This is a genomic window from Streptosporangium sp. NPDC001559 (genome assembly GCF_042893955.1).
In the GTDB taxonomy this organism is placed as follows: domain Bacteria; phylum Actinomycetota; class Actinomycetes; order Streptosporangiales; family Streptosporangiaceae; genus Streptosporangium.
Genome location: NZ_JBIAVG010000001.1, coordinates 429,262 through 451,698, shown reverse-complemented (window position 1 = coordinate 451,698; position 22,437 = coordinate 429,262). Strand labels below are relative to the sequence as shown.

Annotated in this window: 20 protein-coding genes; 14 read left to right on the top strand and 6 right to left on the bottom strand. The window is 70.1% G+C overall.

Going from position 1 to position 22,437, the window contains the following annotated elements; genetic code table 11:
- The first annotated feature begins 305 nt into the window (after positions 1-305).
- The 6 genes from mtrA (at position 306) to ACFYY8_RS01965 (ending at position 7,243) form a co-directional block, all read left to right on the top strand.
- Positions 306-983: an MtrAB system response regulator MtrA gene (gene mtrA, locus ACFYY8_RS01990; RefSeq protein WP_030907316.1), complete on the top strand. Its 678-nt coding sequence runs from the start codon at positions 306-308 to the stop codon at positions 981-983.
- Positions 984-1,010: 27 nt separating this feature from the next.
- The gene (gene mtrB / locus ACFYY8_RS01985) at positions 1,011-2,747 is read left to right on the top strand and encodes an MtrAB system histidine kinase MtrB (RefSeq protein WP_390036187.1); all 1,737 of its coding nucleotides are present in this window, start codon (positions 1,011-1,013) and stop codon (positions 2,745-2,747) included.
- Positions 2,737-4,500, top strand: a complete 1,764-nt coding sequence (locus tag ACFYY8_RS01980; protein WP_390036185.1) for an LpqB family beta-propeller domain-containing protein — start codon at positions 2,737-2,739, stop codon at positions 4,498-4,500. Before mtrB ends, ACFYY8_RS01980 begins: the two co-directional genes overlap by 11 nt.
- A 47-nt stretch (positions 4,501-4,547) precedes the next feature.
- On the top strand, positions 4,548-5,252 hold the full coding sequence (locus tag ACFYY8_RS01975; protein WP_390036183.1) for a ComF family protein: 705 nt from the start codon (positions 4,548-4,550) through the stop codon (positions 5,250-5,252).
- Positions 5,253-5,772: 520 nt separating this feature from the next.
- The gene (hpf, locus tag ACFYY8_RS01970) at positions 5,773-6,444 is read left to right on the top strand and encodes a ribosome hibernation-promoting factor, HPF/YfiA family (protein ID WP_390036181.1); all 672 of its coding nucleotides are present in this window, start codon (positions 5,773-5,775) and stop codon (positions 6,442-6,444) included.
- A gap of 94 nt (positions 6,445-6,538) precedes the next feature.
- Positions 6,539-7,243: a response regulator gene (locus ACFYY8_RS01965; protein WP_390036179.1), complete on the top strand. Its 705-nt coding sequence runs from the start codon at positions 6,539-6,541 to the stop codon at positions 7,241-7,243.
- 53 nt (positions 7,244-7,296) lie between these two features.
- Here ACFYY8_RS01965 and ACFYY8_RS01960 read toward each other — a convergent pair whose 3' ends face one another.
- Complete coding sequence (locus ACFYY8_RS01960; protein WP_390036177.1) at positions 7,297-8,478, bottom strand: winged helix-turn-helix domain-containing protein; 1,182 nt, start codon at positions 8,476-8,478, stop codon at positions 7,297-7,299.
- A gap of 336 nt (positions 8,479-8,814) precedes the next feature.
- On the opposite strand from ACFYY8_RS01960, the gene secA reads away from it, so the two are divergent.
- On the top strand, positions 8,815-11,613 hold the full coding sequence (secA, locus tag ACFYY8_RS01955) for a preprotein translocase subunit SecA (RefSeq protein ID WP_390036175.1): 2,799 nt from the start codon (positions 8,815-8,817) through the stop codon (positions 11,611-11,613).
- Positions 11,614-11,701: 88 nt separating this feature from the next.
- On the opposite strand, the gene ACFYY8_RS01950 is transcribed toward secA, so the two are convergent.
- From ACFYY8_RS01950 to ACFYY8_RS01935, 4 genes are all read right to left on the bottom strand, one after another.
- On the bottom strand, positions 11,702-12,187 hold the full coding sequence (locus ACFYY8_RS01950; protein ID WP_390036173.1) for an Rv3235 family protein: 486 nt from the start codon (positions 12,185-12,187) through the stop codon (positions 11,702-11,704).
- A gap of 206 nt (positions 12,188-12,393) precedes the next feature.
- Positions 12,394-13,701 (bottom strand): PTS transporter subunit EIIC, encoded by a 1,308-nt coding sequence (locus tag ACFYY8_RS01945; RefSeq protein WP_390036171.1) that lies wholly within the window; start codon positions 13,699-13,701, stop codon positions 12,394-12,396.
- Positions 13,702-13,782: 81 nt separating this feature from the next.
- A complete protein-coding gene (locus ACFYY8_RS01940; RefSeq protein WP_390036169.1) occupies positions 13,783-15,195 on the bottom strand; it encodes a PTS transporter subunit EIIC in 1,413 nt (470 codons plus the stop codon).
- A 37-nt stretch (positions 15,196-15,232) separates the two neighbouring features.
- Positions 15,233-15,973: a GntR family transcriptional regulator gene (locus ACFYY8_RS01935; protein ID WP_352009841.1), complete on the bottom strand. Its 741-nt coding sequence runs from the start codon at positions 15,971-15,973 to the stop codon at positions 15,233-15,235.
- A 160-nt stretch (positions 15,974-16,133) separates the two neighbouring features.
- Here ACFYY8_RS01935 and ACFYY8_RS01930 point away from each other — a divergent pair, with 160 nt between their 5' ends.
- The 7 genes from ACFYY8_RS01930 to ACFYY8_RS01900 all read left to right on the top strand — a co-directional run bounded on the left by ACFYY8_RS01930 (position 16,134) and on the right by ACFYY8_RS01900 (position 22,091).
- Complete coding sequence (locus ACFYY8_RS01930; protein ID WP_390036166.1) at positions 16,134-17,168, top strand: SIS domain-containing protein; 1,035 nt, start codon at positions 16,134-16,136, stop codon at positions 17,166-17,168.
- Between the two features lie 52 nt (positions 17,169-17,220).
- The gene (locus ACFYY8_RS01925; RefSeq protein WP_352009839.1) at positions 17,221-17,457 is read left to right on the top strand and encodes a PTS glucose/sucrose transporter subunit IIB; all 237 of its coding nucleotides are present in this window, start codon (positions 17,221-17,223) and stop codon (positions 17,455-17,457) included.
- 65 nt (positions 17,458-17,522) lie between these two features.
- On the top strand, positions 17,523-17,969 hold the full coding sequence (locus tag ACFYY8_RS01920; RefSeq protein ID WP_352009838.1) for a PTS glucose transporter subunit IIA: 447 nt from the start codon (positions 17,523-17,525) through the stop codon (positions 17,967-17,969).
- Between the two features lie 77 nt (positions 17,970-18,046).
- Complete coding sequence (locus ACFYY8_RS01915) at positions 18,047-18,685, top strand: HAD family hydrolase (RefSeq protein WP_390036163.1); 639 nt, start codon at positions 18,047-18,049, stop codon at positions 18,683-18,685.
- A 44-nt stretch (positions 18,686-18,729) separates the two neighbouring features.
- Complete coding sequence (locus tag ACFYY8_RS01910; protein ID WP_352009836.1) at positions 18,730-18,987, top strand: HPr family phosphocarrier protein; 258 nt, start codon at positions 18,730-18,732, stop codon at positions 18,985-18,987.
- The gene (ptsP, locus tag ACFYY8_RS01905; RefSeq protein ID WP_390036160.1) at positions 18,984-20,666 is read left to right on the top strand and encodes a phosphoenolpyruvate--protein phosphotransferase; all 1,683 of its coding nucleotides are present in this window, start codon (positions 18,984-18,986) and stop codon (positions 20,664-20,666) included. Before ACFYY8_RS01910 ends, ptsP begins: the two co-directional genes overlap by 4 nt.
- 96 nt (positions 20,667-20,762) lie before the next feature.
- Positions 20,763-22,091, top strand: a complete 1,329-nt coding sequence (locus tag ACFYY8_RS01900) for a glycoside hydrolase family 3 protein (RefSeq protein ID WP_390036158.1) — start codon at positions 20,763-20,765, stop codon at positions 22,089-22,091.
- 140 nt (positions 22,092-22,231) lie between these two features.
- On the opposite strand, the gene ACFYY8_RS01895 is transcribed toward ACFYY8_RS01900, so the two are convergent.
- Positions 22,232-22,357 (bottom strand): hypothetical protein, encoded by a 126-nt coding sequence (locus ACFYY8_RS01895; protein WP_362910078.1) that lies wholly within the window; start codon positions 22,355-22,357, stop codon positions 22,232-22,234.
- Between the last annotated feature and the right edge of the window lie 80 nt (positions 22,358-22,437).

The following is a 22,437-nucleotide window of genomic DNA, read 5'->3' as shown; positions in this document are numbered from 1 at the left end:
GGTTTCACCGCCCGGGGTGGCCGGGTCCGTCCCAGGGATGGCCGAGACGGTGTCGTTTACCTCAGACTGGGACCGTGACCGTCGCCGACCCGGTGCCCGAGGGCGCCGTGGCCGAAGGTGGCCACGTGGGGGGCTTACGCCGCGTGGGGGTGCTACTACGCGCTTTACGTCGTGTGCGCCTAAAATTCGGCATTCGGATGTCTGGTGGTCAGACTGTGTCATCCGGTGGTCCGGCGAGGGTAATCTTCGACAGCCGTGCCGTTTACCCCAAAAACTCCCAAACTGCGTAAAACGAATGAGGGGCCATGAAAGGACGCGTGCTGGTCGTCGACGACGACGCCGCTCTCGCCGAGATGCTCGGCATCGTGCTACGCGGGGAGGGCTTCGAGCCTTCCTTTGTCTCCGATGGGGACAAGGCGCTGGACGCGTTCCGTGACACCCGCCCGGATCTGGTGCTGCTGGATCTGATGCTTCCCGGGGCCGACGGCATCGACGTGTGCCGGCGCATCCGCGCCGAGTCCGGCGTGCCGATCGTCATGCTGACGGCCAAGAGCGACACCATCGATGTCGTCCTCGGTCTGGAGTCCGGCGCCGACGACTACATCGTCAAGCCCTTCAAGCCCAAGGAACTGGTCGCCAGGGTCCGCGCGCGGCTGCGCCGAACGGACGAGCCGACGCCGGAGATCCTGCAGATCGGCGACATCACCATCGACGTCGCCGGGCACTCGGTCAAGCGCGAAGAGGAGACCATCAACCTCACCCCGCTCGAGTTCGACCTGCTCGTCGCCCTGGCCCGCAAGCCGCGCCAGGTCTTCACCAGGGAGGTGCTGCTCGAACAGGTCTGGGGCTACCGTCACGCGGCCGACACCCGCCTGGTCAACGTGCACGTCCAGCGGCTCCGCGCCAAGATCGAGAAGGATCCCGAGCACCCCGAGATCGTGGTGACCGTGCGCGGCGTCGGCTACAAGGCCGGTCCGGCCTAGGCCTGCGGCCTCCCCGGGACTCCCGAGATGCCCACCCAGAAGAGGCGCCGCCGTACCCTCCCGCAGATCGTCAGGGGGGGACGGCGCAGGGCACGGCGCGCGGTGGGCGGCGTGCGCAGGGTCTGGCGGCGCTCGCTGCAACTGCACGTGGTCACCAGCACGATGGTCATCTCCATCGTGGTCGTCGCCGTGCTCGGCGTCTTCCTCATGCAGTCGATCAGCGCGACGATCCTGGGGGCGAGGGACCGCGCGGCGCGCAGCGAGGCGCAGGCCGACCGCAAGGCGGTACTCGTCTACCTGAACCAGCAGGACGGCGACACCTCGAAGCAGTCGACCGACCCCGGCCAGGGGGCGCAGCAGGGCGAGGACAGCCCGCTCGGCCGGGCGCTGGCGGCCCTGGCGGCACGGGCGGGACCCGCGGTGAGATATTCGGTGATCGTCCGCAACGAGAACCGGCCGGGCGAGTTCTACGGCACCACGAACATCGACCCGGCGAGCATCCCTCCCAAGCTGCGCGAGGAGGTGCTCAGGAAGCCCGCGGACGAGGACAGCACCCAGTACTGGAACCTGCGCTACATGGGCAGGCCCGAGCCGGTGCGCGGCCTGGTGATCGGCACCCGGCTCGACACCTACGGCACCGGCCTGGACGACGGCTACGAGATCTACCACCTGATCCCGCTCGAGGAGGAGGAGAAGAACCTCACCTCGGTCAGGCAGATGCTCATCCTGGTCGGCGCCGCCCTGGTCCTGCTGCTCGCGGCCATCGCCTCACTGGTGACCCGCCAGGTCGTCACCCCCGTACGGCTGGCCCGCCAGGCGGCCGAACGGCTGGCGAACGGGCACCTCGACGAGCGCCTGAAGGTCAGGGGAGAGGACGACCTGGCCCGCCTGGCCGCCTCCTTCAACGAGATGGCCACCACGCTGGCGCTGAAGATCCACCAGCTGGAGGAGCTCTCCCACGTCCAGCGGCAGTTCGTCTCCGACGTCTCACACGAGCTGCGCACCCCGCTGACCACCGTGCGGATGGCCGCCGACCTGCTCTACGACGCCCGCGAGGACTTCGACCCCATGGCCGCGCGCTCGGCCGAGCTGATGCAGAACCAGCTGAACCGGTTCGAGTCGATGCTCGCCGACCTGCTGGAGATCAGCCGCTACGACGCGGGCGCCGCCGAACTGGACATCGAGCCGGTGGACATCAGGGACGTGGTGCTGCGCGCGGTCGCCGACTCCGAGGCGCTGGCCGAACGCCACTCGACCCGCTTCGACCTGCGCCTGCCCGGCGATCCCTGCATGGCCGAGATGGACAGCCGCCGAGTCGAGCGCATCCTGCGCAACCTGCTGTTCAACGCGATCGAGCACGGCGAGGGCCGCGACATCGTCGTCTCCGTCGGAGCCGACCGGGACGCGGTCGCGGTGGCCGTACGGGACCACGGGGTCGGCCTGAAACCGGGAGAGGAGAACATGGTCTTCGACCGGTTCTGGCGGGCCGACCCCTCCCGGGCGCGGACCATCGGCGGCACCGGCCTCGGCCTGGCGATCTCCCGCGAGGACGCCATGCTGCACGGCGGCTGGCTGCAGGCGTGGGGAGCGCCGGGGGAGGGCTCGCAGTTCAGGCTCTCGCTGCCCAGAGCCGCCGGGGCGCCGCTGCGGGGCTCGCCGCTGCCGCTGGTGCCGCCGGAGGTGGAGATGCGGCGCACGTGGCGGGGACAGATGACGCCGGTGCTCTCTCCGGCGGTGGCCGACGGGGGACGCGATGCCGACTAGGACTCTCAGGGCCCGCGCGGGGGTGACGGCCCTGGTGGCCACGCTGGCCTGCGGGCTGGCCTCCTGCTCGGTCATCCCCGTCGGGATGCACTCGACCGTGGGGGAGAACGGCCACAAGGGCAACCCGCTCGGCGACCCCTACGCGCGGGTGATCGCGGTGGCGCCGAGCGCCGACTGGTCGGCGGCCGACGTCGTCAACGGGTTCAAGGCCGCCATGGCGAGCGTGGACGACCCCGGGCGTGAGGTGGCGCGCAAATACCTCACCGACTCCTTCGCCAGGACCTGGAACCCGCAGAGCGGGGTGACGGTCTACCGGCAGAGCGAGCCCCCGGTCGTGCAGGTCGGGGAGGGGGAGAAGGACACCCGGGTGACCCTCAAGGGGACCGTCACGGCGCTCATCGACCAGGACGGCCGCTACCGGCCGAGCGGCGGACCGCTGAACGAGCCCTTCGTCCTGGTCAAGGGGGCCAACGGCTGGCGGATCGACAGCGCGCCCCCGGGGCTGCTGCTGTCGGAGGCCGACGCCGAGCGCGCCTACCTCAAGGTCGACCTCTACTTCCTCGACGCCGAGGAGAAGGGCCTGGTGATCGACCAGGTCAGGGTGCCGATCGACCCCGCCTCCAACTTCGCGAAGACGACCGTCGAACGGCTGCTTCAGGGACCGAGCAGCTCCCTCAAGGGCGCGGTGCGCTCGGCGTTCGACGGCACCAGGCTCATCGACGTCACCACCGAGGACAACCGCGTCGTGGTCGACCTGACCAACCGGGTCGCCCCCGACCTCGTCGGGCCGATGACGGCCCAGCTCGCCGGGACGCTCGCCGGGCTGACCAAGGGCGGCTGGGGCTTCGAGGTCAGGGTCAGGGGTGAGCCGTACTACACCGACAACCCGCTCACCGTCGACGCCCAGGAGCAGACGAGGTTCGACCCCTGGATGGCGCCCGGCGAGATCTACCCGTACTACGTGGCCGACGACGCGCTGTGGCTGCTGGGCAAGGACAACACCGGCCAGCCCGTGCTCGGCAAGGCGGGGGAGAAGGACGGCACGAGAACCGACATGGCGATCAGCGCCCACGCCCAGGTGGCGGCCCTCTCCCAGAACGGCACGGCGCTTTCGGTCGCGCCGCTGGCCACCGGTGGCGAGTGGCGGCAGTGGGCGACGGGACGGTCGCTGGCCCCGCCGTGCTGGGACCGCTACCAGACGCTGTGGACGGTCGAGCGCCCCGACGACCACACCTCCAGGGTCATCCGCATCCGCGACGGGCAGCGGTACGCGGTCTCGGCCCCCGACCTGGACACCGTCCACGTCAGCCTGCTCAAGGTCGCGCGGGACGGCGTGCACGTCGCGGTCGTCGTGCGGGACGGCACCGGCGAGCAGGTCAAGGTCGGCACGGTGATCGGCAGGGGTGGCGCGACCCGCATCACGAACCTGCAGGTCGTGGTGCCGGTCGAGGACAAGCAGAAGATCAGGGACATCGCCTGGAAGGACGGCAAGACCCTCTACGTCCTGACCGACAAGTCCGACCTGCTTGAGGTCTCACTCACCGGCGAGTCGAAGTCGCTGCCCTCCAACACGGGGATCCAGAACATCACCGCACTGGACGGCTCCCTGCTGGCCGGAGCGGTCGACGACGACGGCAAGCGGCAGATCCTCTACTGGACCTCCTCCAAGTGGGAGCCCCGGGTCAAGAACGAGAACGGCAGGACGGACTTCGCCGAGCAGGGACCGGCCTTCCCCGCCTACCCGCTGGACTGAACGCCCGTCCCCGTGGTTTGTCGGTGGCTCCTGGCACGGTTGGTTCCGTGCCGACCGCTCTGCTCGACCTGGTCCTGCCCGCGCGCTGTGCCGGATGCGGCGCGGCGGACGCCCTCGTGTGTCCCCGCTGCGCCGCGCTGCTGCACGGCGAGCCCGAGCGCAGGACGCCCGACCCGTCCCCGCCCGGCCTGCCCGAGTGCTGGTCGGCCGCCGACTACTCCGGTGCCGTCCGGCGGGCCCTGCTCGCCTACAAGGAGCACGGCCGTACGGCGCTGGCCGCCCCGCTCGCGGGCGCCCTGGCGCTGGCGGTCGCCGCCGGGGCGGGCGGGCGGCCCGTCGTCCTCGTCCCGGTGCCCAGCGCGCGCTCGGCGGGCAGGCGGCGCGGGCACGATCCGGTGAACCGGCTCGCCACCCTGGCGGCGGCCTACCTCCGCTCGGCGGGGTGGCCCGCGACGGTGGAGAGACCGCTCCTGCAACGTCGCCGTGTCGCCGACCAGGCGGGGCTGAGTTCGCCGCAGAGGGCCGCGAACCTCTCCGGGGCATTCAGGGTTATGGCCGGCCGGAACGGCTCTGTGCCGGGATTCTGGGGTGGCCCAGGGGCGGTTGTGCTGGTCGACGACATCGTCACCACCGGGGCGACCCTGGCGGAGGCCGCCAGGGCGCTGGGCGCGGCCGGGGTCCCGGTGCGTCTGGCCGCGACGGTCGCCGCGACACGCCGATGGGAGCGGCCCCGCGATCGTCACCGAGGGTGAGAGGGCAGGGAGGCCGGCGCGTCACCATGACGTCGGATCTCCCCTGCTCCCGGTGGAAGTTCACCGCTGATGGATGGATATGGGGAGTGCCCATATATGGGGATATCGCCCGATCCTGGCGGCGCTCTCCGGCGGGAGACCTCCCCTGGAGATCACACAACGTGAGGTTCGGGCGGTCTCCCAGGCTGACATTCGGCCCCGATGCGGATAGCGTCTGTGCCATGGCACCCGCTCGGGTCCGTGGTTGCGCCGGACCGACTCCCTCAGGGGGGCCGGCCTGGCTAGCCGATGCCAGCCGCAGGCTAAACGGTCCACGTAAGACGACTTTTCGTCGGTCGATCACGGTGCGGCTTAGAGGTAAGTCCTGCCTTCCCGAGGAGCCAGATGTTCCTCGCCAGAAGAGAAGGGCATGTAGTGGCAAAGAGCTGCGAAACCCTCAGCAGGCGGATGTGGGGACGAAGACCAGGTCGGCCGAGCGGGTGCCGCTGTACCACCGTCGAGGTTCGAAGGGGGGCTGTGCATGGAAATCATCGTCAAGGGTCGGCACACCGGAGTGAGTGACCGATTCCGAGACCACGTGACAACCAAGCTGGCCAAGATCGAGCGTCTGGACCACAAGCTCATCAGCGTTGATGTGGAGGTGACCAGGGAGACCAACGAGCGGATCAACGGATCACGCGAGCGGGTCGAGCTGACCATCCACTCGCGGGGTCCGGCCGTCCGCGCCGAGGCCGCCGCAGACGACCGCTTCGCCGCCCTCGACATCGCCATCGGCAAGCTTGAGGGAAGGCTCAGGCGCCTGGCCGACCGGCGCAAGGTCCACCACGGCAACCACTGCCCTCCCTCCGTCGCCGAGCTGACCGCGACCGCCACCGCGCTCGCGGAGTCCGCCGAGGCCGACGCCGTGCGGGCGGACACCGGTTCCCTCAACGGGACCCGCAGGCGTGGGGACGACGCCGATCACTCCGAGGACAAGGCCATCGTCCCGATCGAGATGGACGGCGACGGCCCGCTGGTGGTGCGGGAGAAGCACCACCAGGCCGAGCCGATGACCGTCGACCAGGCCCTCCTGGAGATGGAGCTGGTCGGACACGACTTCTACCTGTTCCGTGACAAGGAGAGCGGGCAGCCGAGCGTCGTGTACCTCCGGCAAGGTTACAACTACGGCGTGCTGCGGCTCGTCGAATCCTGACGGTCGCGTTCGAAGATCCTCTCCGACCAACCCTAGGACCTGAAACCCGTGTAATCATGGCGGTCCAACGGCTCTGGCCCCCCGAGGAGGAGGCGTGACGGAACCCGACGAAGCGACCCGCCCTGCCAGGCGAGGCGACCCGATCCGCGTGCTGATCGTCGACGATCACGCGCTGATCCGCCGAAGCCTGGAGATGGCGCTGAGCGCGGAGACGGACATCGAGGTGGTGGGTGAGGCGAGCGACGGGCAGGAAGCGATCGAGCTCGCCGACCGTCTCACCCCGGACGTCATGCTCATGGACGTCCGTATGCCGCGCAGGAGCGGTATCGAGGCCGCCCGTGAGATCAAGGCCTCGGTGCCGAGCACGCGGATCATCATGCTCACGGTGAGCGACGAGGAGGAGGACCTCTTCGACGCGATCAAGGCGGGTGCCACCGGCTACCTGCTGAAGAACGTGCAGCTCGACGAGGTCCCCGAGGCCGTGCGCGGCGTTCACGAAGGGCAGTCGCTGATCAATCCGGCCATGGCCGCGAAGCTGATCACCGAGTTCGCCAACATGAGCCGCAAGGAGGCGGAGCGTCCCCCCCAGCTCCCGGTCCCGAGGCTGACGGAGCGGGAGATGGAGGTGCTCCGCCTGGTCGCGAAGGGCATGAACAACCGCGAGATCGCCAAGCAGTTGTTCATCTCGGAGAACACCGTGAAGAACCACGTCCGCAACATCCTGGACAAGCTGCAACTCCACTCCAGGATGGAGGCCGTGGTCTACGCGGTGCGAGAACGGATGCTGGAGATCACCTGACGGCCGGTTCCGGCCGGGTCCCACGGACCCGGCCGGAACCCCGGTCCGAGCGCTCAGCGCATCAGGGCCTCGAACAGCGGCACGGCGAGCCGGGGATCGACACGGTCGACACGCACGTCGTCGCAGCCGACCCAGCTCGCGGCCTCCCACAGGGCCTCGGCCATCCCCTGGGCGGCCTTGCGCGGGCTGACGCCCTCCTCGACGCCGACCTGCCGCGCGACCAGCGTCGTCCCCTGGCGGGCCGGGTCGATCCTGCCGATCAGACGGCCGCCGGAGAGCACCGGCATGGTGAAGTAACCGTGGACGCGCTTGTCCCTGGGGACGTAGGCCTCAAGCCGGTGGCTGAAGCCGAAGACCCTGGCGGTGCGGGCGCGGTCCCAGACGAGGGAGTCGAACGGCGAGAGCGGAGCCGTACGGTGGTGTCCTTTCGGCTCGGTCTCCAGGGCCACGGGGTCGGCCCACGCGTTCACCGAGCGCTCGGGCCAGCCGGGGACGCTCACGGGGGTGAGCCCCGCGGAGCCGTCAAGCAGCGCGGCGTCGAGCAGCGCCGCCTCCGGGGCACGAAGCCGGAGGAAGTCAACCAGGTCGGCGCGGGTCGCCACTCCCAGCGCGCGGCCCGCGACCGTGGCGAGACGGGTGACGCACTCGGCGTCGGAGAGGTCCTCGGCCAGCAGGTGGGCGGGCACCGCCCGCTCGGCCAGCTCATAGACACGCCGCCATCCGGTACGGCGGGTGCACACGACCTCGCCCACGTTGAGCAGCCACTCGATGGCGATCTTGGTGTCCGACCGGTCCCACCAGCCGCCGCCCTTCCTGCTGCCGCCGATGTCGGCGACGGTGACGGGGCCGGCCTCGCGGACCTGGTCGAGCACCTTGTCCATGGTCGCGGGGACGTCGTCCCTGCGGTGCTTCCAGGAGCGCATGTGCCTTCTGCGGAAGGCGTACAGCGGCCAGTCCTCGATCGGCAGGACGCAGGCGGCGTGGCACCAGTACTCGAAGGCGCGGGCGGGCTCGTCCCAGTAGGCCCGCTCGATCTCCGCCCTGCCGACGGCACCGAGACGGGCGTAGGCGATCAGCTCGTGGGAGCGGGCCAGGACGGAGATCGTGTCGAGCTGGACCGCCCCGAGGCGGCGCAGGGTGGCGCCGACGCCCGCGCGCCGGGCGCCGGCCCCCAGGAACCCCTGGGCGTGCAGGATGATCCGGCGGGCCTCGTCCGTGGAGAGGGTGAGCGTCATGGCCGGATGGCGGGGAGAGAACACGTCAGCATGGCCCAGAGGCTAGCGCGCCACACCGACGAAAATGCTACGCCGGTGTCATCGGGGGCGTCGGGGTCCGAGCGCGACGCGCCGTACGGCCTGACTCATCGTCATACATCTCTGCAAAGCGACATACCCTTTAAAGTGAGCACTAGCCTCTATGAATAGGGTGCTGGGAACTCCGTGGACACGAAGAGCGTCTTTCAGGTGGCTGTGTCGGGTGGTGGAACCGCCTACGATGGCAGCGGAGAACTATGACTCGTCCTCATCCGGAGCCGTCCGGCCACGGAAGACCTGCGAGGAGCCTTACCTAAAGTGCCAGCCTTTCTCGATAAGATTCTTCGCGCAGGCGAAGGCAAGCTTCTGCGTAAGCTCAAGCGGATCGCCGACCAGGTCAACTCCATTGAGGACGACTTCATCGGTCTGAGCGATGCGGAGCTGCGCGCCCTCACCGCCGAGTACAAGCAGCGTCACGCCGACGGCGAGTCCCTCGACGACCTGCTGCCCGAGGCCTTCGCCACCGTTCGCGAGGCCTCCAAGCGCGTCCTGGGCAAGCGCCACTTCGACGTGCAGATCATGGGCGGGGCCAACCTGCACATGGGCAACATCTCCGAGATGCGCACCGGTGAGGGCAAGACCCTGACCTGTACGCTCCCGGCGTACCTCAACGCCATCTCGGGCAAGGGCGTCCACGTCATCACGGTCAACGACTACCTGGCCAAGCGTGACGCCGACGAGATGGGGCGCATCCACCGCTTCCTCGGTCTTGAGGTCGGGGTGATCCTGGCGAACATGCCGCCGGATGAGCGCCGCAAGCAGTACAACTGCGACATCACCTACGGGACGAACAACGAGTTCGGCTTCGACTACCTGCGCGACAACATGGCCTGGTCGCTGGAGGAGTGCGTCCAGCGCGGCCACAACTTCGCCATCGTCGACGAGGTCGACTCGATCCTCATCGACGAGGCCAGGACGCCGCTGATCATCTCGGGTCCCGGCGAGCAGTCGGGCAAGTGGTACTCCGAGTTCGCCAAGATCGTGCCCAGGCTCCGCAGGGGCACCGAGGGCAAGGACGGCGAGGAGAACACCGGCGACTACTCCGTCGACGAGAAGAAGCGCACCGTCGGCATCTTCGAGTCCGGTGTGGAGAAGGTCGAGGACTGGCTCGGCATCGACAACCTCTACAAGCCCGAGCACACCCACCTGGTCGGCTTCCTCAACAACGCGTTGAAGGCCAAGGAGCTCTACAAGAAGGACAAGGACTACATCGTCGTCGACGGCGAGGTCCTGATCGTCGACGAGTTCACCGGTCGAGTCCTGCACGGCCGCCGCTACAACGAGGGCATGCACCAGGCCATCGAGGCCAAGGAGGGCGTGAAGATCAAGGACGAGAACCAGACTCTCGCCACGATCACGCTCCAGAACTACTTCCGCCTCTACGCCACGCTGTCCGGCATGACCGGAACGGCGACCACCGAGGCCAACGAGTTCCACCAGACCTACAAGCTCGGCGTCGTCCCGATCCCGACGAACCGGCCGATGATCCGCAAGGACCAGGCCGACGTGGTCTACAAGACCGAGGACGCCAAGTTCCTGGCCTGTGTCGAGGACATCAAGGAGCGCTACGAGCGGGGCCAGCCGGTCCTCGTCGGCACCACCAGCGTCGCCAAGTCCGAGCGCCTGTCCAGGGAGCTCAATCGCAAGGGCGTCAAGCACGAGGTCCTCAACGCCAAGAACCACGCGCGTGAGGCGTCGATCGTCGCGGAGGCGGGCCGCAAGCACGCCGTGACCGTCGCGACCAACATGGCCGGTCGAGGCACCGACATCATGCTCGGCGGCAACCCCGACTTCCGCGCCGACCTGGAGCTGCGCGGCCGGGGCCTGGACCCCGTCGAGACTCCGGAGGAGTACGACAAGGCCTGGGGCGAGGCGCTGGAGAAGGCCAAGGAGGCCGTCCAGGCCGAGCACGAGGAGGTCACCGGACTCGGCGGCCTCTACGTGCTGGGCACCGAGCGCCACGAGTCGCGGCGTATCGACAACCAGCTGCGCGGTCGTTCCGGCCGTCAGGGCGACCCGGGCGAGTCGCGCTTCTACCTCTCGCTTGAGGACGACCTCATGCGCCTGTTCAACTCGGCCAGGGTCGAGATGATCATGACGCGGCTGAACATCCCGGACGACGTCCCGATCGAGTCGGGCATCGTCTCCAAGGCCATCGCCTCCGCCCAGCACCAGGTCGAGCAGCAGAACTTCGAGATCCGCAAGAACGTTCTGAAGTACGACGAGGTCATGAACCGGCAGCGCAAGGTGATCTACGCCGAGCGTCGCCGCGTGCTTGAGGGCGCCGACCTACAGGAGCAGATCCGCACCTTCGTCAACGACGTGATCGAGGAGTACGTCGGCGGCGCGACTGCGGAGGGCTTCGCCGAGGAGTGGGACCTCGACAAGCTGTGGAAGGCGCTCGGCCAGCTCTACCCGATCACCCTCGGCCTGGACGACCTCCTTGAGGAGGTCGGCGGCCGTGAGGAGCTCACCGCCGAGATCCTCGCCGAGAAGGTCAAGGCCGACGCGACGGCGGCCTACGACCGCCGCGAGGAGGAACTCGGCGCCGAGACCATGCGGGAGCTGGAGCGCAGGGTCATCCTGTCGGTCCTCGACCGCAAGTGGCGTGAGCACCTCTACGAGATGGACTATCTCCAGGAGGGCATCGGCCTGCGCGCGATGGCTCAGCGCGACCCGCTGATCGAGTACCAGCGCGAGGGCTTCGAGATGTTCTCCCAGATGCTCGACGGCATCAAGGAGGAGTCGGTCGGCTACCTGTTCAACCTTGAGGTCGAGGTCCAGACCAACCCGATCGTCGAGGAGCAGGAGGAGCACGAGGACGAGGCGATCGCCGAGACCCGCTCCATCATCGCCCGGGGCCTGCGCGGTCCGCAGCGCCCGGCCGAGCTCGAATACTCCGCGCCCGGCGAGAGCGGCGACGTCGAGCACACCAGGGTCAGCACCAAGGCCGAGCGCGACGCCTACGGCAACGTCGAGCGCAACGCCCCCTGCCCCTGCGGCTCCGGCAAGAAGTACAAGCGCTGCCACGGCGACCCCAGGAACGCCGAGGTCTGATCCACCCGTTTCACAGGGCCCGTACGATCCCGTACGGGCCCTGTGGGCTTTTTCCCCTGGAGAAGGCCGTGAGGGCGGCAGAGGAATCTCAGGGGGCCGTCTCGACGTCCGTGCACAGCCATCGGGCGCCCACGCGCTCAAGTCGCAGTGCCAGCACCCGTGACCGGTCGCCGCAGTGCACCAGGACGCACATCTCCACCACCCCGTCACGTGGCTGGGACACGTGGGGGACACCGGTCCGCGGGGGCCGCGCGCACCTCATGACCCTTCCGCTGCGCGCCAGCTCGTCGCCGGCCCTGCCGGTGAGGTGGGAGGCGACGCTGGAGGGCGGCCGCAGGCCCGCCAGGACCTCGGCGACGGCCTGGCACAGGGCCCGCAGCCGCCTCCCCTCGGGGACCGCGGGCGGCGGCCCCGGCGGCCCGGCCGTCCCCGTCTCTTGGTCGAGGGCGAGGGCGAGCGCCCCCTGGACGTACGGCGGCGCGGCGGCGGCCTTCGGGGACGGCCGCTCGTCGTCGTAGAGCGGCTCCACGACGGAGGAGGACGCGACGCGGGGGAGGTGCGAGGGGCGCGGCATGGTGGCTCCGGTTTCTCCTGCGAGGGGCTGACACAGCTAGGAGTTTCCGGTCCTGCCGCCGAATACGCGGCACGCCAGCTTTCCGGCGTCCGGTGGTGTTTCCTCCGTGAAGGGCCAGGAAAGGGGGTGGCGGATCACCCGAAGCTGGAGCGGTGCCGTGCGGTTCCGGCGTGAGGGCCGTCCCTTCCACGGACGACCGGAACGGGTCACGGCGAGGCGGCGGAGGCCTCCTCGGGCTCACGGCCCGGGGTCGCCAGGTTCAGCCTTCTGATCAGCACGGTGAACAGCAGGTAGTAGACGACGAAGTAGAACAGGCCGAAGCCGATGATCAGGGCGAGTTCGTGGGTGTTGGACTTGCCCGCGTTGAGGAGCATGTCGATGGCGCCGCCGGAGAAGGTGAACCCCAGCCTGGCCCCGAACTCGGCCATCAGGGCCATCGAGATCCCGGTGAGCACCGCGTGCACCGCGAACAGCGTGGGCGCGACGAAGATGAAGGCGAATTCGAGCGGTTCGGTGATGCCGGTCACGAACGAGGTGAGGCCGGCCGAGAGCATGATGCCGCCCACGACGCCCCGCTTCTCCTTCGGGGCCGCGCGCCACATCGCGATGGCCGCGCCGAGCAGGCCGAACATCATGACCGGGAAGAAGCCGGTCATGAAGATCCCGGCGCCCTGCTCACCCGCGAAGTAGCAGTTCAGGTCGCCCGCGGCGTTCTTGGTCGCCCCCTGGACCCCGGCGTGGCACTCGGGCAGGGTGAACCAGACGATCGTGTTCAGGAAGTGGTGCAGGCCGATCGGGATGAGCAGCCGGTTGGCCACGCCGTACAGCCCGGCGCCCGCGGTGCCGTGGGCGGCCAGCCAGTCGCCCACGCCGGCGAGCCAGTCGCCCACCGGCCGCCAGAGCAGGCCGAAGACGACGCCGAGGACCAGCGCGGAGACGGCGGTGACGATGGGGACGAACCTGCGCCCGCCGAAGAAGGCGAGCCAGGCGGGCAGTTTGATCCGGTAGTACCGCTCCCAGAGCAGGGCGGCGATGATGCCGATGACGATGCCCCCCAGGACCCCGGTCGGGTTCTGGACGCCGAGGTTGAGCGCGGGCACGGGCCGTCCGTCAGGGCCTACGACGGTCAGCGCCACCTTCTTGTAGACCTGGGAGGCCGGGGCGGAGGTGAAGAACAGCGTCCTGCTGACCCGGTCGAAGACGAGGTAGCCGACGAGCGCGGCGAGCGCGGTCGAGCCGTCGGCCTTGCGGGCGAACCCGATCGCCACGCCGATCGCGAACAGCAGCGGCAGGTTGTCGAACAGTGCGCCACCGGCCGCCGCGAAGACGCCCGCGACCTGGTCGAGGAGGAGGTTGTCCGTCCGCCCGAGCATGTCGTCCTGGCCGAACCTGAACAGCAGTCCGGCGGCGGGCAGCACCGCGATGGGCATCATGAGCGAGCGCCCGACGCGCTGCAGGATCGCCAGAGCCGACGCCCACCCCGAAGGGCCGCGCTCCACGGCCGCCGTGCCCATTGCCGGTCCCCCTGCCTGTCGATGGCGGGGGATGTCTGGTATCTACCACCGGGCGCGGCGGATACACGGCCTCAGAGCCGCTCAGCCTTCCGTTCGGCGGGGTACGGCCTCGGCCGGGGTGCCGGGCCCGGCGGCCTCAGCGGAAGGCTCAGCGGGTTCGGGGAGCTGCTCGGGCGTCGCGGGGGAGTCGGACTCGGTGTCGGCCTCCGGCTCCCGGCCCGGCGTCATGATGTTCAGCTTCCTGATCAGGAAGCTGAACACGACGTAGTAGATCACCGCGTAGACCAGGCCCATCCCGATGATGATCGGGATGCCTTCCGCGTTGGGGGCGGTGCCGTACAGGATGAGGTCGATCAGGCCGGAGGAGAAGCTGAAGGCGAGCTTGGCGCCCAGGGCCGAGGCGACCGCCAGGGAGATGCCGGTCAGGACGATGTGGACCACGAACAGGACCGGGGCGACGAAGACGAAGGCGAACTCGATCGGCTCGGTGATCCCGGTCAGGAAGGCGGTGAGAGCCGCGGAGACCATGATCGAGCCGACCGCGTTGCGGCGGTGCGGCGGCGCGGCCCGCCAGATGGCCAGGGCCGCGGCGGGCAGGCCGAACATCAGCACCGGGTACAGGCCCGCCTCGAAGCCGCCGAAGCCCGGGGCGCCGTTGTTGAAGCAGATCAGGTCCCCGGCGAGCCGTTTACCGTTGACCACGCAGTCGGGGACCTGCGTCCAGACCACGTTGTTGACGATGTGGTGCAGCCCGAGTGGCAGCAGCGCCCGGTTGAACATGCCGTAGATCCCGGCGCCCGCGACGCTGTGGGCGGCGAGCCAGTTGCCGAAGACGCTCATCAGGTTGCCGAGGACCGGCCAGACGAAGCCGAACAGGACACCGATGATCAGTCCGGCGAAGGCGGTGATGATCGGCACCAGGCGGCGCCCGCTGAAGAAGGCCAGCCAGGTCGGCAGTTTGGTCCGGTAGAACCGCTGCCACAGCGTCGCCGAGACCAGGCCCATCACGATGCCGCCGAGAACCCGGGTCGGGTTCTCCGCGCCGAGGTTGAGCACCACGTCGGGGACGCCCGGATGGGCCGGGTTGAAGAGCTTCTTGGAGATCGTGTCCTTCAGGGCGGGGTCGAACAGGTCGAAGAAGATGGTCATGCTGACCGCGTGGAAGACGAGGTAGCCGACGAGCGCGGCGAGCGCGGTCGAGCCGTCGGCCTTGCGGGCGAACCCGATCGCCACGCCGACGGCGAACAGCAGTGCCAGGTTGTCGAAGAGGGTCTGGCCCGCGGTGCCGATCACGTGGGCGACCTCGTCGAGCAGGACGTTGTCCGTGCGGCCGATGAGGTCGTCGTAGCCGAGCCGCTGCAGCAGTCCCGCGGCGGGCAGGATCGCGATCGGCAGCATGAGGGAGCGTCCCAGGCGCTGGAGCACGCTCATCACGGCGGACCCGGCCGAGGTCGGGGCGGGAGGACGGCCCGCGTCCGCTGAGGGGGAACTCATCGGACTTTCCTCCAGGGGGGTGGGGATCGGGAGGAGGTCAGGTACGGCGTGCCGGGGTCTCCAGGACCGTGCGGAGCTGGTAGCGGTCGGCGCGGTAGGTGGAGACCCCGAGCTCGGCGCAGACGTTCCCGGCGAAGGAGCGCCGCTGGAGCAGCAGCACGGCGCCGCCACGTGGCAGTTTCAGCAGGTCGGCGTCTCCGGGATCGGCGATTCCGCCGTCGATGGTCAGCTCACCCGCGTCGAGGATCAGACCGTACCGGCTTTCGAGCAGGGCGTACAGGGACCGGCCCGTCAGGTCGTGGGCGTCGAGGTCGGGGGCGAGGGACACCGGGATGTGGGCCCGCTCGATGCACATGGGCTCGTCGGCCGCGGTGCGCAGCCGCTCGATGAAGTGGACCTCGTCTCCGGGGTGGATGCCGAGTTCCCTGGCCAGGTGCGCGCTGGCCCTGACGATCCTGCGGTCGAGGTCGCGTGATCCCGGTTCCATGCCGCGGGCGCGCATCTCGTCGCTGAAGGAGGTCAGTCTGAGGGCCATCTCGATCTTGGGGCGGGCGACGAAGGTGCCCTTGCCCGCGACGCGCTGCAGTCTGCCCTCGGAGACCAGGTGGTCGACCGCCTGGCGTACGGTCATGCGGGACAGCTCGAAGCGCTGGCAGAGCTCGCGTTCGGACGGGATCGCCGCGCCGATCGGCAGCTCGTTGTTCTCGATGAGGTCAAGCAGGATCTCGCGAAGCTGGAAGTACTTGGGGACGGGGCTGTCCGGATCGATCTGGGCCACGAGATCCTCCCCTCTCGATCTGAGAAGTACGGATGAGTTATGGTTCGTACTGGTCTAGTCCGGACTAGACCACAGGCCGGAAAAGGGTGTCAATGTGCGGACCGGCGACGGATCGATAACGGCCCGATCTCTGTCCGTCCGACCGAAGGATGAGCGCGAGATGACGACCAAGATGCGCAGCGAGATCGCTGAGCAGCCCGCCGCTTTGCGAGCCACGCTGGACGCCCTCCTCCCCAGGGTCGGGGAGGTGGAACGGCTCGCGGGACAGACTCGCCAGCTGCTGTTCATCGCCCGCGGTACCTCCGACAATGCCGCAGTCTACGGCCGTTACCTCGCCGAGGCGCACGCGGGCCGCCTGTCGACCCTCGCCGCGCCGTCGATCGCCACCACCTACCGGCGCAAGCTCGACCTCGACGGGGTGCTCGCGGTCGCCCTCTCCCAGTCCGGCAGGACCGAGGAGATCGTCGAGACCCTCGCCTGGGCCAAGGACTGCGGCGCCAGCACCGTGGCCATCACCAACGGCGGCGAGCAGAGCCCCCTCGCCCAGGCCGCCGACCTGGCCCTGTGCACGCTCGCCGGTGAGGAGAAGGCCGTCCCGGCGACGAAGACCTACACCACCCAGCTCGCCGCGCTGGCCGTGCTCGGCCTCGGTCTCGGCGCCGACGTCGACGCCGCCGACCTGCAGCGGGTCCCGGACGCCGTGGAGAAGCTGATCGCCGAGCCCGGCGACCTGGACGCGATCGTCGAGGGCCTGGCGGACAAGCCCGGCGTCGTGGTCTCCGGCCGGGGCCTGGCCTTCTCCACCGCCCTCGAACTGGCCCTGAAGCTCAAGGAGGCCTGCTACCTGCACGCCATGGGCCTGTCGTACGCCGACCTGCTGCACGGCCCGATCGCCGTGGTCGACGAGGACACCCCCGCCCTCCTGGTCGCCGCGGGCGAGGGCCCCACCCTGGCCGGGACCGTCGCGCTCGCCGAGCGGGTCACCGGGGCGGGCGCCTCCGCGTTCACCGTCGGCGGCGGCACCGCGCTCGCCGCGGCCGGCACCGCCGCGCTCAACGGCCCCGACCTTCCCGAGTGGGTCGCCCCGCTCGGCCTCATCGTCCCCGGCCAGCTGCTGACCGAGGCCCTGGCGCGCAGGCTCGGCATCGACCCCGACGCTCCCAGGGGTCTCAACAAGGTGACCCAGACGGACTGATCGTCTCGGGTCGTTTAGCCTGGTCAGAGACCGATGACGACTGGAGGACGACATGGCGGCTGACGCCCACGCGATCATCGCGGGACTGGGTGGCGCGGAGAACATCATCGAGATCGAGCCGTGCATCACCCGCCTGCGCACCGAGGTGCACGACGCCGCCAAGGTCGACCAGGCGGCTCTGCGGGCGGCGGGCGCGCACGGAGTGATGGCCGCGGGCAACATCGTCCAGGTGGTGGTCGGCCCGGAGGCCGACACCATCGCCAGCGACATCGAGGACATCATCGGCTAGGAGACGCCGGGCCGTCCTCTCACCCTCACCGGTGAGGGGACGGCGGGGGGCGCCAAGGGGGTGTGATGACCACCGTGCTTGCCCCGGTCGCGGGAGCGGCTCTCGCTCTGCGGGCCGTACCCGACCCGGTGTTCTCGCAGGGCCTCGTCGGGCCCGGGCTGGCGATCGAGCCGTTGAGGGAGCCGGGCAGGGCGGTCGCTCCCATCGCCGGTAAGATCGTGAAGCTCCACCCGCACGCCTTCGTCGTCGTCGGCGACGACGGCAGAGGGGTCCTGGTCCATCTGGGTATCGACACCGTCCAGCTCAGAGGTGAGGGGTTCGAGGTGCTCGCGTCGGAGGGTGACAGGGTGGAGGCGGGGCAGCCCGTGGTCGCCTGGAACCCCGCTGAGGTCGAGGCGGGCGGGCGCTGTCCCGTCTGCCCCGTCGTGGCGCTGGACGCCGTCACGGAGGCCGTCACCAGGATCGCCGACGGTCCGGTGCGCACAGGAGACGAGCTCTTCGTGTGGACGTGAGCCCTTCCCCGGGGTGTGAGCCCTTCGCGCGGCAGTGGGGCCCGCGAAGACCACGACGATCTCTAGCGGGGACGACCATGGATGCTGCGTTGTTCGACCTGGACGGCACGCTCATCAACTCCGAGCGGCGGAGCCAGGCCATGTGGGCCATGTTGTTCGACAGGCACGGGGTCGGCCACGACCGCGACGCGTTACGCGGGTTCATCGGGCGGCGGGGGCGTGACGTCCTGGCCGAGCGGACCGATCTCTTCCCCGGTGTGGCGATCGACGACCTGCTCGCCGAGGTCCGCTCCTTCCACGACCACCCGGGACTGCCCGAGGTCACCCAGGTGCCCGGTGCCGCCGACCTGGTGCGCAGGGCCGCCGAGTACGGCGCGCGGATCGCCGTCGTCACCTCGGCCCACCCGGACTGGGCGGACAAGAGGCTCGCCGAGGCCGGGGTGAGCGACCTCGTGCTGACCGTCGTCTCCTCCCGGGACGTGACCGTCGGCAAACCCGACCCCGAGGGGTTCCTGCTGGCCGCGGAGCGGCTGGCCGTCGAACCCGCGCGGTGCGTCGTCTTCGAGGATTCGATCGCGGGGATTGCGGCGGCCAAGGCGGCGGGTATGACATGCGTGGGGATAGCGACGACCCACGAGGGCTCCGAGCTGGCCGAGGCGGACCTTGTGGTCACCGACCTGACGACGGTCGACTGGCCTCCATCCACCATTCGATGATCCGGGCGGTCTAGACCGCCCGGTCGACCCTGCAGGAGGAGCACGTGGCCCAGCGCCAAGTCACCGTTGAGTCCGAGGTCGGCCTGCACGCCCGCCCCGCCGCGACGTTCGTGCAGACCGCGGCCAAGGCGTCCCTTGAGGTGACCGTCGCCAAGAAGGGCGGGGAGCCGGTGAACGCCAAGAGCATTCTCGCGGTCCTCTCCCTCGACGTCCGGCAGGGGGACACCGTGGTGATCGAGGCGGAGGGCGAGGGGGCCGACGAGCTGCTGGACGAGCTCGCACTCATCGCATCGGCTCCATGAACGCGCTCACGGGGGTCGGCGTGAGCCCGGGTGTCGGATCCGGACCCGGATACGTCCTGTCACGCGAGGTCCCCGTGCCGGACGCCGATGCCCGTCACGACGGTGACGCCGAGGCCGAACGAGCCAGGGCCGCCCGAGCCCTCGAACGGGTCGCCGCCGACCTGGAGGAGCGGGGGGCCAGGGCGGGGGGCCAGGCCCAGGAGATTCTCAAGGCCCAGGCGCTGATGGCGCGCGACCCGGGACTGGCCGTCGGGGTCGCCGGGCTGATCGACGCCGGGATGAGCGCGTCGAGGGCCGTCTACGAGGGGTTCGGCGGATACCGCGAGATGATCGTCGGCGCCGGGGGATACCTCGGCGAGCGCGCGGCCGACCTGGACGACGTGCGGGACAGGGTCGTCGCCCTCCTTGAGGGACTGCCCGCCCCGGGGCTGCCCGCGCCCGGTGCCCGGCCGTACGTGCTGCTCGCCCGTGACCTGGCGCCCGCGGACACGGCGGCGCTGTCCAAGGAGGTGGTCGCCGCGTTCGTCACCGAGCAGGGCGGGCCGACCAGCCACACCGCGATCCTCGCCAGGGCCATGGGCGTGCCGGCCGTGGTCGCCTGCCCGGGGGCGGCCTCCGTCGCCGCCGGGACCGAGGTGCTCGTTGACGGCTTCTCCGGCCTCGTACGGCTCGACCCCTCCCAGGAGGAGGTGGAGACCGTGGCGAGGGCCGCGGCGGCGAGGCAGGCCGTGCTCGCGGCGGCCACCGGCCCCGGGGCCACGGCGGACGGTCATCCGGTGCCGCTGCTGGCCAACGTCGGCGGGCCGCGTGACGTGGAGGGGGCGTTGCGGCACGGCGCCGAGGGGGTCGGGCTCTACCGCACCGAGTTCCTCTTCCTCGACAGGACGGCGCCTCCCTCGGAGGAGGAGCAGGTCGCCGCCTATCTCGGAGTGCTCGACGCCTTCCCCGGCGGGCGGGTCGTGGTGCGCACGCTCGACGCGGGGGCGGACAAGCCGCTGGCCTTCCTGCCGCCGCCCGGAAAGGAGCCCAACCCGGCGCTCGGCCAGCGCGGTCTGCGGCTCTTCCAGCGGTACCCGGAGATCATGGAGACCCAGCTCAGGGCGCTGGCCAGGGCGGCTCTGCGGTCTTCGGCCAAGCTCCAGGTGATGGCCCCGATGGTGGCGACCAGGCAGGAGGCCGCCTGGTACGTGGCGGCGTGCAAGGAGGCCGGGCTCGCCTCGGCCGGGGTGATGATCGAGATTCCCTCGGCCGCCCTGCGCTCCGGTGACCTGGCGGCCGAGGTGGACTTCTTCTCGATCGGCACCAACGACCTGGCCCAGTACACGCTGGCCGCGGACCGGGAGGTCGGGGGCCTCGGCATGCTGCACGACCCCTGGCAGCCCGCCCTGCTCGACCTGGTCCTCGCGGCCGTCAACGGCGCCGCCGAGCGCGGCAGGTCCTGCGGGGTCTGCGGGGAGGCCGCCGGGGATCCGGCCCTGGCCTGTGTGCTGGTCGGGATGGGCGTCACCTCGCTGTCGATGGCGCCGACCGCGCTGCCCGCCGTACGGGCGGCTCTGTCGCTGCACACGCGGGAGCGGTGCGTACTGGCCGCGCAGGCCGCGCTGGCGGCCTCCTGCCCGTCGGACGCCAGGGCGGCGGCCCGCGCCCACCTGCCGGAACTGGCCGGACTCGCCCTCTGAGGTCTTTTCCGTAACGGGGAGGCGCGGCGTGTCGGAGTCCGTGACGCGGATAGCGTGGAACCCATGGTTCGGTGTATTCGCACGACTGGTCTCGCAGTGATCGCGACGATGGTGGCCGGATGTGCCGCGACGGGGGCCTCGGCGCCTGTCAGGGCGGAGAGCCAGGCCGGGAGCGCCTCGGCCCAGGCGGCCTCACCCTCGGCGGCGTCACCCTCTGTGGCCTCTCCCTCCGCGGCTTCGCCCGAGCCGTCCACGGCCCCTCCGGCGGGTTCTCCCGCCCAGGTCGAGGCCGTGCTGCGGAAGATGAGCCTGGAGGAGAAGGTCGGCCAGCTCTTCATGCCGGTTCTGTACGGCCCGGCCGCCGACACCTCCTCGCCGGAGAACCGCGCCCGCTACGGGGTGGACACCCCGGCGAAGGTGATCGAGAAGTACCGCCCAGGAGGGGTGATCCTGTTCCCCTGGGCGAACAACGTCAAGGGCGTCCGGCAGGTCGTCGCGCTCACCAACGGGCTGCAGAAGGCATCCCCGAGGATCCCGCTGCTCGTCGGCGCCGACCAGGAGAACGGCCGGGTCTCCCGCCTGGCGCCGCTGGTCACCGACATGCCGGGGGCCTCGGTCATCGGCTCGACCGGTGACCCGTCGCTGGCGCGCAGGGCCGCGAAGGTGACCGGCGCCGAGCTGAAGGCGCTGGGCATCAACCTCGACTTCGCCCCGGTCGCCGACGTGAACATCAACCCGCGCAACCCGGTGATCGGTCCCCGCGCCTACGGCTCCGACCCGAAGAAGGTCTCGCCCATGGTCGCCGCGGCGGTCCAGGGCTTCCACGACGCGGGCGTCGCCTCGACGGCCAAGCACTTCCCCGGGCACGGCGACACCAACGTGGACAGCCACACCGGGCTGCCGGTCATCCAGCACTCCCGGGCCCAGTGGGAGAAGCTGGACGCCCCGCCGTTCGCCGCCGCGATCGGTGCGGACGTCGACGCGATCATGAGCGCCCACGTGGTCATGCCCAAGCTCGACCCGTCGGGCGACCCGGCCACCCTGTCCAAGCCGATCCTGACCGGCCTGCTGCGTGACAAGCTCGGCTTCGACGGTGTCGTCTCGACCGACGCGCTGGACATGGCCGGGGTGCGCAAGAAGTACGGCGACGCCCAGGTGGCGGTGCGGGCCGTACAGGCGGGGGCGGACCTGCTTCTGATGCCGCCCAACTACTCGGCGGCCTACGACGGGGTGCTGACCGCGGTGAAGTCGGGGAAGATCTCCAGGGCGCGGCTCGACCAGTCGGTACGGCGGCTGCTGAAGCTGAAGTTCAACCGGGGCCTGCTGGTGAAGGCGCCGGTCGCCGACCCGGACGAGGCGGAGCGGGTGTTGCGTTCACCCGAGCACCGCAAGGTCGCCCGGCTCATCAACAGCCGGGCCCGCTGAGCGTCCACCGAGGGCCCGGCGTCCACTGAGGGCCCGCTGAGGGCCCACCGTGGACCCGCTGAGAGGCTCACCGGCGGGTCCACTGAGAGGCCCGCCGGCGCCCACTGGCGGGCCCGCTGCCGGGCCCGTGAGGGTCGGGGTCAGGCGGGCAGGAGGCCGCCGCGACGGATCATCGCGAGGGTGAGTGACTGCACGATGCGCATGATGAGGGCTTCGAGCAGGAGAGCCACGGCCTTGGCGACGACCGAGCTCAAGAATCCGGACATGTCTACCTCAAATCACTGAAACGCTACTGCGGGGATAATTGCCGACAAAGCGTCACAAATCAATACTTTGAGGTTTCCTT